This is a genomic window from Streptomyces sp. MAI_2237, assembly GCF_054189285.1.
On record NZ_JAJPGQ010000002.1, the window covers coordinates 849,824 to 867,430 of the forward strand.

General features: G+C 69.6%; 9 protein-coding genes. 3 read left to right on the forward strand and 6 right to left on the reverse strand.

Translation table 11 applies throughout. From position 1 onward, the window contains the following. The 5 genes from LN251_RS08630 to LN251_RS08650 form a co-directional block, all read right to left on the reverse strand. Positions 1-2,790 (reverse strand): response regulator, encoded by a 2,790-nt coding sequence (locus tag LN251_RS08630; protein WP_458243882.1) that lies wholly within the window; start codon positions 2,788-2,790, stop codon positions 1-3. 360 nt (positions 2,791-3,150) lie between these two features. Then, a complete protein-coding gene (locus LN251_RS08635; protein WP_458243883.1) occupies positions 3,151-4,638 on the reverse strand; it encodes a glycosyltransferase family 2 protein in 1,488 nt (495 codons plus the stop codon). Next, positions 4,635-5,735 carry a HEAT repeat domain-containing protein gene (locus LN251_RS08640; protein ID WP_458243884.1) on the reverse strand — a complete coding sequence of 367 codons (1,101 nt, stop codon included), beginning with the start codon at positions 5,733-5,735 and terminating at the stop codon, positions 4,635-4,637. The genes LN251_RS08635 and LN251_RS08640 overlap by 4 nt, the downstream gene beginning before the upstream one ends. After that, the gene (locus LN251_RS08645) at positions 5,732-6,106 is read right to left on the reverse strand and encodes a response regulator transcription factor (RefSeq protein ID WP_142152091.1); all 375 of its coding nucleotides are present in this window, start codon (positions 6,104-6,106) and stop codon (positions 5,732-5,734) included. Before LN251_RS08645 ends, LN251_RS08640 begins: the two co-directional genes overlap by 4 nt. 167 nt (positions 6,107-6,273) lie before the next feature. Then, on the reverse strand, positions 6,274-7,464 hold the full coding sequence (locus LN251_RS08650; protein WP_458243885.1) for an MFS transporter: 1,191 nt from the start codon (positions 7,462-7,464) through the stop codon (positions 6,274-6,276). Positions 7,465-7,851: 387 nt separating this feature from the next. Between LN251_RS08650 and LN251_RS08655 the strand changes: the two genes are divergently transcribed. From LN251_RS08655 to LN251_RS08665, 3 genes are all read left to right on the forward strand, one after another. Then, positions 7,852-11,028, forward strand: a complete 3,177-nt coding sequence (locus LN251_RS08655; protein WP_458243886.1) for a putative bifunctional diguanylate cyclase/phosphodiesterase — start codon at positions 7,852-7,854, stop codon at positions 11,026-11,028. A 70-nt stretch (positions 11,029-11,098) separates the two neighbouring features. Beyond that, entirely contained in the window at positions 11,099-14,392 is a 3,294-nt protein-coding gene (locus LN251_RS08660; RefSeq protein ID WP_458243887.1) for an amino acid adenylation domain-containing protein, read from the forward strand. Next, positions 14,389-15,171, forward strand: coding sequence for a leucyl/phenylalanyl-tRNA--protein transferase (locus tag LN251_RS08665; protein ID WP_458243888.1), 783 nt, complete (start codon positions 14,389-14,391; stop codon positions 15,169-15,171). The genes LN251_RS08660 and LN251_RS08665 overlap by 4 nt, the downstream gene beginning before the upstream one ends. An 865-nt stretch (positions 15,172-16,036) precedes the next feature. Here LN251_RS08665 and LN251_RS08670 read toward each other — a convergent pair. Next, a complete protein-coding gene (locus tag LN251_RS08670; protein ID WP_458243889.1) occupies positions 16,037-17,437 on the reverse strand; it encodes an APC family permease in 1,401 nt (466 codons plus the stop codon). Positions 17,438-17,607 lie beyond the last annotated feature (170 nt).

Consider the following 17,607-nt stretch of genomic DNA (forward strand, 5'->3'; position numbering starts at 1 on the left):
TCATCCCGGTCCGCGTCGGCGAGGACGGGACCGGAGCGTCTCCAGGGTGCGGCAGGCTCGGTCCAGCTCCTCCTGAAGGCGGGGGGCGGCCTGAGTCAGTGGGGCCGGATCTCCGGCCTCGGCGTAGTGTTCCAACTCCGCGCAGCAGTCGGCGAGGCCCTGGGCTCCGATGTTGCCGGCAGCGCCTTTGAGACTGTGTGCCACCTCTGCGATTTCCTCGCTGTCGTGGCGGTCCAGCGCGTGGAAGAGTGCGCTGGTCATCTCGGGGGCGCGGACGAGAAAGTGGTCCACCAGCCGGTCCACCAGTTCGTTCTCGCCCGGGGAGCCGTCGCCGCGCAGTTCGTTCAGCCGCTGCTCGATGGAGTCGTGCGGCACCTCGTCGTCCGTCTGCTGGCCGGCCGGGTTGACCCAGCGGGCGAGGGTTGCTTCCAGCTCGTCCGCAGCGACGGGTTTGGAGACGTAGTCGTCCATGCCCGCGGCCAGGCATCTCTCGCGGTCCTCGGCGAGAGCGCTGGCGGTCATCGCGATCACCGGCAGGTGCGTGTCCCCGTGTGCTTCGCGGCGGCGCAGTTCCCGGGTGGCGGCGTAACCGTCCATCCGGGGCATCTGACAGTCCATCAACACACCGTGGTAGGTGTGTTCTTCGACCATCCGCAGGGCCTCGATGCCGTCGGCGGCGGTATCCGTGCTGTAGCCGAGGCGGGCGAGCAGGCCATGGGCCACCAACTGGTTGATCTCGTTGTCCTCGACCAGCAGCAGATGGCCGCGCCGGGGGGGCCGGGGGATGGCCGGAGCGGGTGCCGTTGCTGTGGTCGTCACGGGAGGTGTCCGGCTGGTGAGTTCGACCAGGGCATCCATGAGTTGGGACTGCTGGACGGGCTTGGCCAGACTGCGGGCGATGCCGGCAGCGTGCAGTTCGGCAGCGGGCAGTTGGGCGCCGGAGCTGAGCAACAGCAGCCGTACACAGGCGAAGGTCCGATCGGTGGTGATGCGGCGGGCCAGTTCCAGGCCGTCCATCTCGGGCATGTGCATGTCCAGGAGGGCCAGGGTGAAGGGGCGGCCCGCAGCCGCTGATTCGTGCAGGGCCACCAGGGCCTGGGGGCCGCTGGAGACCGTCGTCGGCTGCATGTGCCATCTGCGCAGCTGAGCATCAAGGATCAGCCTGTTGGTGTCGTTGTCATCGACGACCAGGACCCGCAGCCCACGGAGCGTGCTGGGGTCCAGAGGGGCCGGGGGTGGTTCAGGGGTGTCCGGTGTGCGCACGGGCACGCGGAAGAAGAACTTGCTGCCCTGGCCGGGCCGGCTGCTGACGCCGATGGAGCCGCCCATCGCCTCGGTGAGCCTCCGGCAGATGGCCAGGCCGAGACCGGTTCCTCCGTAGCGGCGGGTGGTTGAGGCATCGGCCTGGGAGAAGGCGTCGAACATCCGCTCCTGATCGGCCTCGGCGATGCCGATGCCGGTGTCGGCCACTTCGAAGCACAGCCATGGCACATGCCCTGCGGACGGCCGGGGCCGGTCCGGGCGGACGCTGAGTACGACCTCGCCTGCCTCGGTGAACTTCACCGCATTGGATGCCAGATTGAGCAGTATCTGCCGCAGTCGGCCGGCATCCCCGTACACCGTCGCGGGCAGTTCGGGATGGCAGTCGCTGAGCAGTTCCAGGCCCTGGGCCTGGGCGGTCTGCGCCACCAGCGAGACGACCTCTTCCACCAGCACCTGGGGGCTGAAGGCGACGCTGTCCAGTTGGATCTTGCCGGCCTCCAGCTTGGAGAAGTCCAGGATGTCGTTGATGAGCGACAGCAGTGCCGAGCCGGCGGCCTGAATGCCCTCGGCATAGCGGCGCTGCTCGGCATCCAGCGTGGTCCCCAGCAGCAGGTCGCTCAGCCCGATGACGCCGTTCATGGGGGTACGGATCTCATGGCTCATCGAGGCGACGAACTGAGACTTCGCCTGGGACGCGGCGATCGCCTGGTCGCGCGCCTCCGCCAGGGCGGCTTCGGCATGCTTGCGCTCGCTGATGTCACGGACGAAGGCGTTGAAGCAGCGCGCCTTCGCCGACTTCATCCGCCACACTGTCAGTTCGACCGGGATCTCGTGGCCGTCGTGGTGCAGGGCGCTCAGCTCGATGCGGCGGCCCAGCACATGAGTCTCACCACCGGCCAGCACCCGCTTCAGACCTGCCGTGTGTGCGGCGCGGTACCGCTCAGGGAGAATCGTCTCGCTCAGCGGACGCCCCATCACCTCGCGGTGGCTTAAACCGAAGAGCTGTTCGGCGCTGCGGTTCCAGTCGATGACCAAGCCGTCCTCGTCGATGGACACGAAGGCGTCCCGGGCGGTCTCGATGACCGAGCGGGCTTGGTCCTGCAACAACCGCAGGGCTTCCTCCCTGCGCCGCTGGCCCTCCGCCTCACGGACGAACCCGCGCACTTCGAGGGGCTCGCCCGCGGGGTCCCGCACCACCCAGGACGTCGTCTCGGTCCATATCCAGTGCCCGTCGGCGTGCCGCAGCCGCAGACACACCACCACCCGGCCGTCGCGCAGCAGATCCCGCTCAGCCCACTCGAAGTCCTCCACGTCGCCCGGATGCACCCAGGAACCGACCTTCGTCCCCACGATCTCCTCCGCCGGCCGCCCGAACAACGCCGACGCCGACGCAGACACCTCCAGGTAGACGCCCGGGACCGTGCGGCGGAAGACCATGTCCGCGGAGTTCTTCACCAGAATCCGAAACCGCTCCTCGTCGTCGGCCGCGTATTGCCCTGGTGCGTCCGGGGGCTTGGGTTCCATCATCCGCCTCCACATGTCGTGCACGGCCGCGAGCTGCGGCCGGGACTGCCGACAGACCGGTCGCGGTCTCGTCGGCACGGCGTCTGCGAGCGACGTGTGATGAGCAGCGTCCGCTCACGGTGCGACCCCGAACCACAAGGTCAGCCACCTGCCCAGCGGTTGCGGTTGCGTAGGACTCTTCAAGCGAAGGACGAACGAGGGAAGATCGCAAATCGGGCCACGGCCGCACCCTTGGACGGAGTAGGCAGGCCTGGCCAGGAGTTACCGGCGGGCTGCGGCATTCGGGTGACCGGTTGCCCGTCACCACTTGCCCGCCGCGTCGTGGACCAGGCCCCTGACGGTGACTCAGTTCCGCCTGACCGCTCACGCACGATCGCCTCCGCGCTCCTTCACGTGACCGGAGGTGCCGAATCCGGAGCGGGTCATCGAGCCCCACGCCTGGGGAGTCCGGCGCAGGGCGTCCCACAGGCCGCGCAACCGCCACCACGCCGTCAACTGGCGGTATCCGATGTTCTCCGCGACCACCCCGACGAGGGCGCCCCAGACGTCCCGCCATCGTGTGAAACGGTGGAAGGCGTACTCCTCCACCGCGACCGAGACCAGGCTGACCACGATGGCGTAGGCGTAGGCGGCGAGCAGGAAGCGCCACAGGAAACCGACGTCGACCGCGCCGATCAGCACGCCGAGCGGGACCAGGACGAGGCTCGCGAGCTCCACCACCGGGGCCAGCAGTTCGAAGACCACGTAGAAGGGCAGGGCCACGAGGCCGATGCGGCCGTAGCGCGGGTTGCAGATCATGCCACGGTGCTTGAGCAGGATCTCCGTCAGGCCCCGGTGCCACCGCCGCCGCTGATGACCCAGAACCTTCAGCGTCGAGGGCGCCTCGCTCCAGGAGATCGGCTCGGTGACGAAGACGATGCGGTAGTCGCGGCCCTGCTCGCGCATGTGCCGGTGGAGACGGATGACCAGTTCGGCGTCCTCCCCGATGCAGTCCCGGTCCATCCCGCCGACCGCCACGACCGCGTCCCGGCGGAAGAGACCGAAGGCGCCGGCGATGATCAGCAGGCTGCCGACCTTGGACCATCCGGTGCGGCCGAGGAAGAAGGCGCGCAGATACTCGACGACCTGAACCCGTCCGAGGAGGTCCCGGGGCACATGCGGCTCGACGACCCGTCCGGCCACGACGGTGCAGCCGTTGGCGAGACCCACCACGCCGCCCGTGGCCACCACCCGCATGGGGTCGTCGCTGAAGGGTCTGGCAACCGCGAGCAGCGCCTGCGAGTCGAGGATCGAGTCGGCGTCCACCATGCACAGCAGCGGATAGCGTGCCAGGTTGATCCCCACGTTGAGCGCGTCGGACTTGCCTCCGTTCTCCTTGCGGGCCACCACCAGGGGCACCGGCCCGCCTCTGGGCAGATGGACCGAGGTGATCCTGCCGCGTACGGGGACATCGTCGGGCACCACGTACTCCACCTCAACCAGGTCGAAGGCGTCCCGCAGAGCGTCCAGCGTGCCGTCGGTGGAGCCGTCGTCGACCACGACCACCTCGAACATGGGGTAGCGCAGCAGCAGCATGGCCCGGATCGCTTCGACGATGCCGACCGCCTCGTTGTGGGCGGGCACGATCACGGAGACGGGCGGGGTGAAGGGGCTGCTGGAGGCGTCGTCATACCCGGCGAAGGACGCCCGCCGCAGCCGTCCGACGAACTCCACGACTGCAATCAGGATCAGCACCAGGTAGGAGGTGTTGATGGCCAGGAAGTAGACGATCACCACTTCGTCGCAGACGGCGATCAGGCTGTGCGCCGGGCCGGTCAGCCACGCCCACGGATCCGCGGCGACTGTACTCACAGCGCCACCTCCGCACGGACGTCGTGGTGTGCCCCACCGACCGCCGATTCGGCCAGGACGGCCCTGGCCTGGGCGGCGGCCGGACCACCGGAGGGATCGTCCGCCGCCGCGCGCAGCGCCGCACGCCCTGTCGGGCCGAGCCGTAGCAGCGCTCGGGCTGCGGTGCCCGCCACATGTGGGTCGGGGTCGTCGAGCAGGTCCGCGAGCGGGCCGGTCGCGGCGACGGCGCCCAGATTGCCGAGTGCCCCGGCGGCCACCATGCGCAGGGCGACCGGCCGTCCCGGCCGGACGGCCGCGAGCAGCGGCCCCAGGCCCTCGGGCATGCCCAGCCTGCCCAGCGCCCGCGCAGCTTTGATCCGCACCTCGATGGAGGGGTCCTGGTGCTGCGCGCGAGCGATCCGGGAGGTGTGGGAAACCGCGCCGGTCGCGCCGAGAACCTCGATCGCCACGGCCCTGACGAGCGGCTCCCGGTGCTCCAGTCCAGCCGCGACATTCCGCTGTGCCTCCGGTCCCAGGGAGACCAGCGCCATGGTGATCACGCCGGGGGGTTGCCTCCGCGCTCCGCAGAGGGACTCCAGAAGGTGCGGGACGGCCGCCGGTCCCCCGCACCGGCCCAGCGCCCGTGCGGCGGCCAGGCGTACATCCGGGTCACGGTCGGTCAGCAGTCGGCACAGCGACTCGGCCGCCGGGCGGTGGGAGAGTTGCCCGAGCACCTGTGCTGCGCGTCCCCGCCGAACCGCGCTGCGGCTTCCCAGGTCGGCGACTGCGTCCACGGCGGCCCCACGCAGCTCGTACAGCCGGATCAGCGCGGTGCGGGCTCCTCCGGAGACTTTCTCCAGCAGCGCCGTCAAAGTCGGCTCCAGAGCGATCCAGGTCCTTTTGTCGATCCCCGCCAGCAGGTGCAGCAGCTCGGTCTGCTCGTCCTCCTCGGCGCACAGGAACTGCAGCAGGGGACCGCGCACAGGTGCCACGATCCGCTGGCGTCTGGCCTGCCGGTGCTTGCGGAAGCCGCGGGCACAGACGATCAGCAGGCACATCGTCAGGATGACGGCCGTGAGGCACAGCACCGCTCTGATGACGAAACCCGTGGGGATCATCGCTCGACCCGGCTGAGCACCGCGATGACGCGGCTGGACAGCTCCCGTGGGCTGAACGGCTTGATGATGTAGTCGTCGGCGCCCGCCGCGAATCCGACCTCGACGTCTCCTTCCTGGGACCGGGAGGTGATCATGATGACGGGGAGGGAGGCGGTCTCGGGCGTGGCGCGCAGTTCCCTGCAGACGTCCAGACCTGACATCCCCGGCATGCGTATGTCGAGCAGGGCCAGTTCAACCGGCTGTTCGCGCACCGCGCGGAGCGCGGCCATGCCGTCCTCCACGGCCGTGACCCGGTGACCGTTCTGCGTCAGCTTGAAGGCCACCAGATCCCGGATGTCCGCGTCGTCGTCGGCTATCAGGACATGCGCCATTGTTCTCCCTGGGGCTCCTGGGCCACGGAACCCCGGTACGACCCCCGGGGGGCGCACGGCGGCCGGCAGCCGGAAAGGGTTGGGTCAGGTCTCCATAGACAAATTAGAGTCAATTGTCTACTTCCACCACATATGCCGCATCGTTCGAGCGGCCGTGCCCGGCCTGCTCACCGTGCGCCTGCGCGGGTCAGCCGTGGCAGGGCGAGACAGACCGTCGAGGCGGCGAGCAGAGCCGCCGCGCACGGCACCCGATAGCCCGCCGCCGCCCCCGCGGCGTCGACCACCCACCCGGCCGTGGCGTAGCCCAGCGCCACACCGACGGAGAGGCCGGAGACGATCCAGGTGATGCTCTCGGTGAGTTGGGCGGCAGACGCCAGGTGGTCCACCAGACCCATGGTGGTGATCAGGGTCGGCGCGACGGCCATGCCCGCCACGAAGAGCATCCCCGCCAGGGCAGCGAGACCTGACGCGAACAGCAGCGGTGCCGTCGCCGCCACCATCGCGCCGACGCTGAGCAGCAGTCGCCGCGTGAGCGCTCCCCGCGGCCCGATCGCGCCGACGACCGCGCCTGCCAGGCCCGAGCCGAGTGCGTACAGGCCCAGCAACAGCCCGGAGAGCGCCTTGTGGTGGTGTTCGCCGGCGAACGCCACCGTCGCGACGTCCACCGCACCGTAGGACGCGCCCACCGACGTAAGCGTCAGCACGAGCAGGCCGAGGCCCGGAGTGCGCAGCGCCGAGCCTCTGGCGTGTCGCGGCCCTGAGCGCACCGGCGGCTCCGTACGCCGCTGCACGGCGAACAGCAGCACGCCGACGCCGAGCAGTACCGCGGCCGCCAACGGCCCGGCCCCGGCACGGACCTTGGAAGACAGTGCGATCGCCAGGATCGGGCCGACGACGTAGATCAACTCGTCGAGAACCGACTCCAGCGAGTACGCGGTGTGCAGCAGCCACGGCGAGTCCCGGTGGATCTCCGCCCAGCGGGACCTGACGAGCGCGCCCATGCTCGGCATGCAGCCCGCCACCGCCGCCGCCACGAACAGCGTCCAGTCCGGGGCGGCGAAATGTGCGCAGAGCAGGAGCGCACAGATGGCGGCGACCGTCACCGCCGTGGCCGGGAGGACGACGCGACGCTGACCATGCCGGTCGACGAGCCTGGAGATCTGAGGCCCGACAGCGGCGGCGGCGAGCGCCTGTGTGGCGGAGACGGAGCCGGCGAGCCAGTACTGACCGCCGAGTTGCGACAGCATGGTGAGGATGCCGACGCCGATCATCGACAACGGAAGGCGTGAAATGAAGCCCGCGGCAGAGAAGAGAAGACTGCCCGGAGGAGAGAAGATCCGACGGTAATCGGAGAGCATGAGACTCCACGCTCCGTCAGGAGCCGATCGTCACTGTGGGATCCGGTGCGGTTTCTGCGTCCTCCATCCTCAGGCATGCGGCGGTGACTCGCGACGCGACCCGGAATCCGCCGTCCAGGTGCGTGAGAGTGCGTGAAATGGTGAGCCGGGTTAGCTTGATGGAAGACACGCAGATGTGAAGACACGTCGATGTCCCGGCGAGAAGGAGCCCGCACCAACCGGCGCCCGCGATAGGCGCCCACGATTTCGCAGGCGGCGCGTAGCGATTCCCGGACCCGGAGAATTCTCAATTACCAGCTGGTCCCACGGGTTTCTCCGTCGCAGCCGGGTGCTGTTCGCCCAGCTCCGTCCGCCCCGTCACGTCGCCCTACAGGGAGGTGAGTTGGGGTGATACCGCGATTGGGCCGCCAGGCCGTGACGGCCGTGGTCTACGCATCCATCGTCGCACTGACCGCGTTCTACTACTCATTTCCTGAACAACGGATGATCTTCGTCGCCATTGGCGCGACCGGTGTCATCGGCATTATTCTTGGGATCGCCATCAACCATCCCGCGCATCGACTCCCGTGGCTGCTGCTCGCCGTGGGAAATCTCGCATTCGCCGCGGGCCAGGCCACCCAGATCATTCTCATCCAGCTCAAACAGACCGCATTCCCGTCGATCGCCGACGGCTTCTATCTTGCGGCATATCCGCTCTATGCGGCCGGGCTGCTGGGCTTCGTCCACTGGCGCACGGGGCGGCGCGACCGCGGGAGCCTCGTCGACGCGCTGACGCTGACCATCGGCCTGGCACTGCTGTCGTGGCTCTTCCTCATCGAGCCGTACACCCACGCGGCCGGCCTCACCTGGGTGCAGAAGGCGTTCTCCATGGCCTACCCGCTGGGCGACATCCTCGTCCTGGCGATGCTGCTGCGCCTGCTCGCCAGCCGGGGCGGCAAGAGCCCCTCACTCATGCTCCTGACCGCGGGCACCGTCGGCCTGCTCACCGCGGACGTGCTGTACGGCCTGATTCAGCTGCACGGGACGTGGCGCACGGGTACCGCGGTCGAACTCGGCTGGGTCGTCCTGTACGGCGCCTGGGCGGCCGCCGCGCTCCACCCCTCCATGCGGTCGGTGACGCAGTTCGTGCCATGGCGGGCCGAGACGGGCGCGGGCGGCCGGCTCAGCCTGCTCACGCTGGCATCGCTCATCGCGCCGGCCACCCTCCTGGTCGAGGCGGTGCGCGAGGGGAGCGCCAACATCGGCGTCATCGGGGTGTTCTCCGCGGTGCTCTTCCTTCTCGTGCTCTACCGTCTGGCCGGCGTGGCGACGACCCACCGGCAGGCGGTCGGCCGGGAGAAGGTCCTGCGTATCACGGTGTCGTCGCTGGGCGGCGCGAGCGATCTGGGGGAGGTGGCAGCCGTCGTCCACTCCGCGGTGACGGAACTGGTGCCGCACGGTCCGCCGCGTTCGGCGCTCCTCATCGTGCCGGACGACGCCCTCTGGGTGAACGGGGAGCACGGCGGCGCGGCCGGGCCCGTGTCCGAGCAGGTGACCGCGACCATACGCGAACTGACCGCGCCCGGCGAGAGCCGCCTGGTGGCCCTGGACGGCGTGGGGCCCGATCTCGCCGCCCGCCTCACGGATCTGGGCGAGGAGCCGCCCCACACGGTCCCCGCGCTCGTCTGCCCGCTCGTCTCGCAGGACCACCCTTCGGGAGATCCGCTGATCGGGGCGCTCGTCCTGGCCGGGCCCGAGCAGAACCTGCTCATGGTCCGTGAGACGCTGGCGACTCTCGCCGCGCAGGCGGCACTCGCCGTGGCACGGATCTCCCTCGCCGACGAGGTCAACCATCGCAACAGCGAGGCGTACTTCCGCACGCTGGTGCAGAACGCCTCTGACGTCATCCTGATCCTCGACGACGAAGACCGGATCCGCTACGCCAGTCCCTCCGCCGACCAGCTGCTCGGCGTTCCGGAGCTGGAGGGCACCCACCTCATCGGCCTGGTGCCGCCGCAGGACAGCCGCAGGGTGGTCGAGACGCTCGGCCGGATACGCAGCGGCGACTACCAGACCAGGCGCGAGCACTGGCGCATGATCCGCGTCGACCGGGCGACCATCGAGGTCGAGGTGAGGTGGAGCGACCTGCGCGAGGAGGCGACCGTAGGCGGGGTGGTGCTCACCCTGCGGGACGTGACCGAACAGCGCAAACTCGAACGCCAGCTCACCCATCAGGCCTTCCATGACTCGCTCACCGGCCTGGCCAACCGCGTGCTCTTCCAGGAGCGGGTCAACCACGCCCTGGTACAGGCTCAGCGCGACGGCACGGTGGTCGGCGTACTCTTCCTCGACGTGGACGACTTCAAGGTCGTCAACGACATACACGGCCATGGTGTGGGCGACGAGCTCCTGGTCGCGCTGTCGCTCCGGCTACAGACCGCCGTCCGTGCCTCCGACACCGCCGCGCGCATCGGCGGAGACGAGTTCGCACTCCTGGTGGAGGGTTCCGCCGCAAAGGACGGCGTGGAGCGATTCACCGAAAACCTGATGTCCGTGTTCGTCGAGCCGTTCCGGCTCAGCGTGGGGCCGGTGAGCACCTACGCCAGCGTCGGCGTGGCGACGACGGAAGACAGCGTCGACTCGGTCGAACTGCTCACCCACGCCGATCTCGCGCTGTACGCGGCGAAGACAGCAGGCAAACGCCAGTGGCGTCACTACCGCCCCGAACTGCAGAGCGGCATGGCCGAGCGGGCCATGTTGCAGGAAGGGCTGGACAGTTCGTCGATCGAGACGTCGTTCATGGTGCTTTACCAGCCCATCGTGGAACTGACCAGCGGTCGGATCGCCGGCTTCGAGGCGCTCGTTCGCTGGCCGCACTCCCCGCACGGCATGATCTTGCCGGAGCAGTTCATCACGCTGGCCGAGGAGAGCGGGCAGATCGTCCCGCTGGGCGCCTGGGTGCTCGATCAGGCTGCGACCGAGGCTGTCCGGTGGCGGGGCTCCATGCGACGCCAACTGACAGCCGACCGCAAGGAACCCTACGTCAGCGTCAATGTGTCGCCGCGTCAGTTCCGGGACCAGGATTTCTACAACGTGGTCCGGCGCGCCCTGGATCTCTCCGGCATCGCACCGTCGTCCCTGGTATTGGAACTGACCGAGAGTGTGCTGCTGTACAACGACGAACGTATTCTGCGTGAGATGAGTTCGCTCACCGACCTCGGGATCCGCATCGCGATCGACGACTTCGGGACCGGCTACTCGTCGCTGAGCTATCTGCGTGAGTTCCCCATCTCGATCCTCAAGATCGACAAGTCGTTCGTGGACGAACTGGGGCGCTCACCCGAACACTACGCCCTGGTCGAGGGCATCACGCATCTCGCGGACTCGCTCGGCCTGACGGTGATCGCCGAAGGAGTGGAGAACGTGAGACAGCAGGAGCTGTTGATCTCCATGGGCTGCCCGCTCGGCCAGGGGTACTTGTTCGCCGAGCCGATCAGCGCCGAGGAGGCGGAACGGCTCGTCCTCGCAGCGCCGCTCGGCCGCCTGGCCGCGCTGCCTGCGGTGCCCGAGGAACGGAACCCGTGATGGCGGGGCCTCTCCCGCGAGGGGTTCGGGTCGTGCTCAGCAGAACGCCGCGCGAGGCAGGAGACGCAAGGTGTTGAAACCTGAGGACCCGTCGGCAGAGCTGGCTGAGCTGTGCCTCGTGCTGCGCAACGACGAGGACCAGTACGCGATCTGGCCCGCCGGGCGTCGTATCCCGGCCGGATGGTGCCAGCTCACCGGACCGGCGTCCACCGCGAGGTGTGCGCGCCTGGTCGAGCGCCTGTGGACCGACATGCGGCCCGTAAGCGCCCGCACCGAGCGGCAGCCCCCGGGATCCGGGCCGGCTACGGTGCCCGAGCTGGTCCGGGAGCGGGCGCGACAGGCCCCGTCCGATCTCGCCGTGCTCTCGGACGAGGGGAGGCTGACCTACCTCGAACTGACCGACCGCGCCGACCGACTGGCCCACGAACTGCGGGAGTCCGGCGTCGAGGCGGAGTCCGTCGTCACCGTGTGCCTCGACCGCGTGCCCGAGCTGATCGTCGCGCTGCTGGCGGTGCTGAGCTCCGGCGGCGCGTTCCTGCCCCTCGACCCGGCGACTCCGCGGCAACGGATCGTCGGGCTGGTAGGGGAGACCGGTTCGCGTCTCATCGTCTCGAGCCACGAGCATGCCCCGATGTTCGCCGACTGCGAGGCCCGGATCCTCGACCCCGGGGCCGCCGGCGAACCGGCCACGCGCACCCCGCCGCGGGGAGCCCGAAGGGCACATGGTTCCCGCCCGGACGACCTCGCCTACGTGATCTACACCTCCGGATCCACCGGCCCTCCCAAAGGGGTGATGATCACCCACCGGTCGCTCGCCCACTCCCTCACGGCGGTGGCCCGGGCCTACCAACTGGGGCCCGGCGACCGGGTGCTGCATGCCGCGGCGCTCGGCTTCGACACCTCCCTGGAGCAGATCTTCGCCACGCTCATCAGCGGCGCGACGCTGGTCCTCGCGGGCACCCAGACGTGGGCGCCCACCGAACTGCTGCACCGCTTCCCGGAGTACGGGATCAGCGTCGCCGACCTCACCCCCGGCTACTGGCAGCAGACCGTCTCCGTAGCGGACCGTGGCGAGAGCCTCGCGTCGCTGAGACTCGCCATCGTCGGCGGCGAGATCGTCACCGCGAAGGACTGCCGCGCCGTTCTGCGCCGGATCCCCGGCGCGCGGCTCGTCAACGCCTACGGGCTCACCGAGACCACCATCACCTCCACGCTCTGCGAACTGAACGAGGAGGTGCTCGCGGCGCCGGACAGCGCGGTCGCCCCGGTCGGCAGGCCCCTGGAGGGGACTCACATCCATCTGCTCGACGCCGAACTGCACCCTGTGCGCCTGGGCGAGCGCGGCGAGATCTACCTCGGCGGCCCGGGGCTGGCGCGCGGTGTCTGGCGGCAACCCGCCCTGACCGCACAGCAGTTCCTCCCCGACCCGCACGGCTCCGCGCCGGGCGACCGGATGTACAGGACCGGGGACCTGGGCCGCCTGCGCGCGGACGGCAACCTGGAAATCCTGGGCCGGGTCGACGACCAGATGAAGATCCGCGGGTTCCGGGTCGACCCGGCCGAGATCGAGGCCGCGCTCGTCTCCCGCCCCGAGATCGGCCAGGCGATGGTGGTGGCCCGGGCGCGCGAGCACGGCGAGCCGGAGCTCATCGCGTACTACACGCCGGCCTCGCCGTCGGCCGGCTGCGAGACGGCGCTGCCCGCACGGCTGCGGTCGGCACTCGCCGAGGTCCTACCGGGTTACATGATCCCGGCAGCCTTCCGCCTGATGGAACGGCTGCCCGTCGCGCCCAGCGGAAAGCTCGACCGCCGAGCCGTGCCGGACCCCGGAACCGCGGCGACCGCGGCCGCCGCGGACACCGACACCAGCGAGCGTCCGGTGCCGCAGGGGATGGCCCAGTTGTGGTGTCAGATCCTGGGTGTGGACTACGTCCGTCCGCACGACGACTTCTTCGAACTGGGCGGCAACTCACTGCTGGCCATGGAGATGCTCGCCCGGACCCGCGTCATCTTCGGAATCGGCGTCACGCAGATCCGCGACCTGACCCGGTCACTGCTACGGCAACCGATGCTCGCGGCGTTCGCCGAGTCGGTGCGCCAGGCGCGCGCCGGCACGCTGGCGCACCCGGACGGCGGGAGTGTCGACTTCGCGGCCGAGACCGAACGGCCCGTTCCGGCGGTCGGCAGCGACGCGCCGAGTCCACATCCTCAGCACCCCGGGGACGTGCTCCTCACGGGGGCGACGGGGTTCTGCGGCGCCTACATGATCGACGAACTGCTGCGCACGACGACGGGACGGGTCCTTTGCCTGGTCAGGGCCTCCGACGAGCAGGAAGGAATGAAGAGGATCCGCGCGAGCCACCAGCGGTACGTCCTCAGCGACCTGTCCAGCCCACGCGTCCAGGCGGTCGTCGGCGACCTGGCCAAGCCCCGACTGGGGCTGTCTGCAGACCGGTTCGAGGAGCTGGCAGCGACCATCGACGCTGTCTACCACTTCGGCGGCCAGGTCAACTTCATCTACCCGTACCACGACTTGCGCGCGTCCAATGTCGACGGCACATACGAGATCATCCGCCTCGCCGCCCGCCGGGCAGTCCCCGTCCACTTCACCTCCAGCATGGCCGTGCTCGCCGGCTTCGGGCCGGCTGGGGTGCGCGAGGTGACGGAGAGCACGCCGTTGCGCTTCCCGGAGTACCTGTCGGTGGGATACGTGGAGACCAAATGGGTGGGCGAGGTGCTGCTCAAGAAGGCCTCCGACGCGGGCCTGCCGGTCACCGTCTACCGCTTGATGGACATCACGGGCAGCAGCGGTACCGGCGTGATGAACACCGGAAGCGAGATGGCCGCCCTCATCGACTTCATCGCGCGAACCGGGCTGTGCCCCGACATCCAGCTGCCGCTGGACTTCCTGCCGGCCGACTGCCTCGCCCGCGCCATCGGACACATCTCCACCCGGCATCCCGCGCGCGGCGTGGTCTACCACCTCACCAACCCCCGTCCCACGCTGCTGGCCTCGCTCGCCGAGCGCCTGCGCGGACGGGGTTACCCGATCCAGGAGATCCCGTATGCCGAGTGGATCGCCATGCTGGTGGGGTACGCGACGGGGCACCCCACCGACCCGATGACCGCGTTCGTCCCGCTCTTCGTCGACCGCTGCGCGCACGCCGACATGACCGTGAGCGAGATGTACTTCCACGACGTCTTCCCGAAGTTCACCCGCGACAACGCGGAACGGGAGCTGAAGGACGCCGGCATCTACATTCCTCCGGTGGACGCGGAGATGCTGGACCGCCACGTCGACTTCCTCCAACGCGACGACCTCCAGCGGGTGCAGAGGCGAGAACGCGGAGCGCCACGGTGGTGAGCCGATGCGCTGACTGGGAGGCACTGGACGTGCTGGAAGCAGCACCCGACGGTCCGGTGGCCTTCTCCGCCGACCTCAGTCCCACCGGCCTCCTGGCGGCCTACCGCGCCGGGGCCTACCCGTTCCCGGCGGCCGACGAATACACCCGCGCGCTCAACGAGGTGCTGTTCGACGATCAGGTCCAGGCGGGCCGTATCCGGCTCGTGGGGGCGGATTCGGCCGATCCCTACGCCGTCTCCTGGTGGTCTCCCGACCCCAGGCCACTGCTGCCCGTCTCGGCCACTCACCTCGGTCGCAGCCTCGCCCGACGGCTGCGCAACCGGCTGCCGTGGTCGACCAGCCTGGACCGGAGCTTCGAGCGGGTCGTCCGCGAATGCCGGGCCGGCCGCACCCCCCTGTGGCTCACCGACGAGCTGATCGAAAGCCTCGTCCGCCTGCACGATCTGGGGCATGCTCACAGCGTCGAGGTGTGGGAGGACGGCGAGCTGATCGGCGGCGTCTTCGGCATCCAGATCGGGACGGTCTTCAGCATGGACTCGATGTTCTTCCACCGTTCCGATGCCTCGAAGGTCGCGGTGGCCGACCTCGCGGCGCGCTTCGCACAGGCCGGCGGTGTACTGCTCGACGCACAGCGGGACAGCCCGCACGTCCACGGCCTGGGCGGCATTCTCGTACCGCGACAGCAGTACGTGCGAAACCTGCGCGGCACCGGGCGCGACAGCCTCCCGATGTCCACCGCCACCTTGCCGGCTCGCCGCCTCGTCCAGCCGAGGGGATGACGCTGACCGTCTTCGTCGAGCGGCACGGCGCAGAGCTTTGCCCGATGGCCGCATGGCCCCGAACGGGGGATGCAATCTCATCCAATACGGGCGATGCCCGTATACAGGCGTATCACCGGCATACGACGGCGCGTTGCCGATGCATGGATTACACCGTCACCACCGAATGTCTCTTCTTCGAGTGGGAAGAACAGCCGCCGTACCGAGAGCGGCCCCGGGCGGGCCAGGAAGACCCGCCCATCTACGCCGCCCTGGTCAGGGAGTGGCGGGCCCGCGGCCAGATGGTCCCGGGCACCTGGGACGCGCGATGGACCGCCCTGGTATCCGCGAGTTCACCGACCGGGCGGCACCGACGCTCGATCTGCGTTCCGCCTCCGGTCCTGTGGGAACGTGTCGCCAAACCACCCCTCGTGAGTCGCGACGAGATGGTGCCCGCTCCCAGAAGCGCACGGTGATCCGCGGACGCCGACGTCGACGGGCCCGTGTGGCGGTGCGGCTCGAAGGAGTGGCGACGGGCGAGTCACAGGCGGGCACCGCCGCTTGATGCCGGCCCGCGCGGCACATCTTCCGAGCGCCCGCTGCGGGCCGGTTTCACAGCCGCGGAAGCGAACAGGATGCCGATGCCGTCGGGCGGAACCGGTCAGTGCAGACGCCCCGCCATCCGATCGCGGACACCGTCGACGGCCATGTTGCGGTCGGTCTCGTCCACCAGGGGCTTGCCGTCCGAGGCGACAGCCGGCCACGTTCCCGCGCCCGCGAGTGCGACGACGGCGGCCCCGGCGGCCAGCAGCCGTCAGGGCCTCCGCAGCAGCCCTCGCGGGCGGGGCAGTCGAAGATCCATGCGTCAACCGAGCGGTAGGAAGAGCTATGCCCGGGCGTCCTCCGGGATCGATACCAGCCACCTCGTGTCCTTGCGGGGGCGGAGGTACAGGGCCCAGTACAGGGTCGCGGCCGCGGTGATGCCGCCCGTCCAGAGCAGGTAAGTCGTCTCCTGCTGGGTCAGGATGTACGCCAGGACCGCGATCAGCAGGATCGGCATCGTGGGCCACAGGGGCATCCGCCAGGCCGGGGTGTGCTTGTGGGAGCCGCGGCGGGAGAGCAGGGCGGCGACGGCGACCAGGAGGTACATGCCGGTCACCGAGACGCCCGTGACGCCGTACAGGGTGTCGAGGTTGACGAAGCAGAGCAGGGCGCCGGGGACGCCGACGGCGAGGGTGGCGACCCAGGGGGAGCCGAAGCGGCCGAGCCGGGAGAAGGCGGTGTTGACCGGGGTGGGCCAGGCCTTGTCGCGGGCGGAGGCGAACAGGACACGGGAGTTCTGGATGACCATGACGATGCCCGCGTTGATGATCGCGAGGGCCACGCAGAGGCTGACGAAGGTGCCGACCGCGGAGTTGGACCAGGCGGTGACCATGGAGCTGATGTCGCCGCCGCTCAGTTCGGCGATGTTCGAGGCGCCCATGGTGATCGCCGCGACCGGGACCAGGATGATCACCGTCGAGATGGCGAGGGTGGCCAGGACCGTACGGGCGACGTTGCGGCGCGGGTGCTCCAGCTCCTCGGAGAGGTAGACCGCGGTCGAGAAGCCCTGGGTGACGAAGAGGGCGATGGCGAGGCCCGAGACGACCAGCATCGCCGTGACGGTGTCGGTGTGCCCGTGCGCGTCGGCCACCTGCATCGACACCAGGCTGCCCGCGCCGCGCTCGCTGTGGGCGAAGCCCAGGATCGCCACGACGGCCGCCGCGATGACCTCCAGGACCAGGAAGATGCCGGTGATCCAGGCGTTGGCGCGCAGGTCGAGCAGACCGGCGAGGGTGGCCAGCAGCATCACGCCGGCGCCCGCGATCGAGGGGTCGAGGTGGACGACCGGGGCGAGGTAGTCGGCCGTGCCCATGGCGATCACCGGCGGGACGATCATCACCACCAGCAGCGACAGGACGAAGACCAGCCAGCCCGCGAGCCGCCCCGCCATCGTCGAGACCATCGCGTACTCGCCGCCCGCGCTGGGGATGAGGGTGCCCAGCTCGGAGTAGCAGAACGCCACGGCGATACAGAGGAGGGAGCCGATGGCGATCGTCAGGGCGGTGGCGGTGCCGAGGGTGCCGAACAGGTCCGGGACGACCACGAAGAGGGTGGAGGCCGGGGTGACGCAGGAGAGGGTGAGGAGGGTTCCGCCGACGACCCCGATGGAGCGCTTGAGCGCCTTGGGATGGCCGTCCGTTGCCTCGGGGACGGCGGTGTCGACAGGGCGGAGCGTGTCGGTCATGAAGCGGTTCCGATCGACTGGCGCGGATTCCTCCGGCGGCTGGGGTTGCTGCATGGAACCCCGACGAAAACCAGCGAGTCAATAGGTGTTTACCTACGGAATCCGTTGATCGATCGCCCTCGAAGACCCGAATACATCAGTCCGCTCCGACTGGTCACCGAATTTGGCCC

What these genes read in the sequence shown, in the direction of transcription:
- LN251_RS08630 (WP_458243882.1), bottom strand. Translation starts at nt 2,790, where the DNA reads ATGATGGAACCCAAGCCCCCGGACGCACCAGGGCAATACGCGGCCGAC.
- LN251_RS08640 (WP_458243884.1), bottom strand. Translation starts at nt 5,735, where the DNA reads ATGATCCCCACGGGTTTCGTCATCAGAGCGGTGCTGTGCCTCACGGCC.
- LN251_RS08645 (WP_142152091.1), bottom strand. Translation starts at nt 6,106, where the DNA reads ATGGCGCATGTCCTGATAGCCGACGACGACGCGGACATCCGGGATCTG.
- LN251_RS08650 (WP_458243885.1), bottom strand. Translation starts at nt 7,464, where the DNA reads ATGCTCTCCGATTACCGTCGGATCTTCTCTCCTCCGGGCAGTCTTCTC.
- LN251_RS08670 (WP_458243889.1), bottom strand. Translation starts at nt 17,437, where the DNA reads ATGACCGACACGCTCCGCCCTGTCGACACCGCCGTCCCCGAGGCAACG.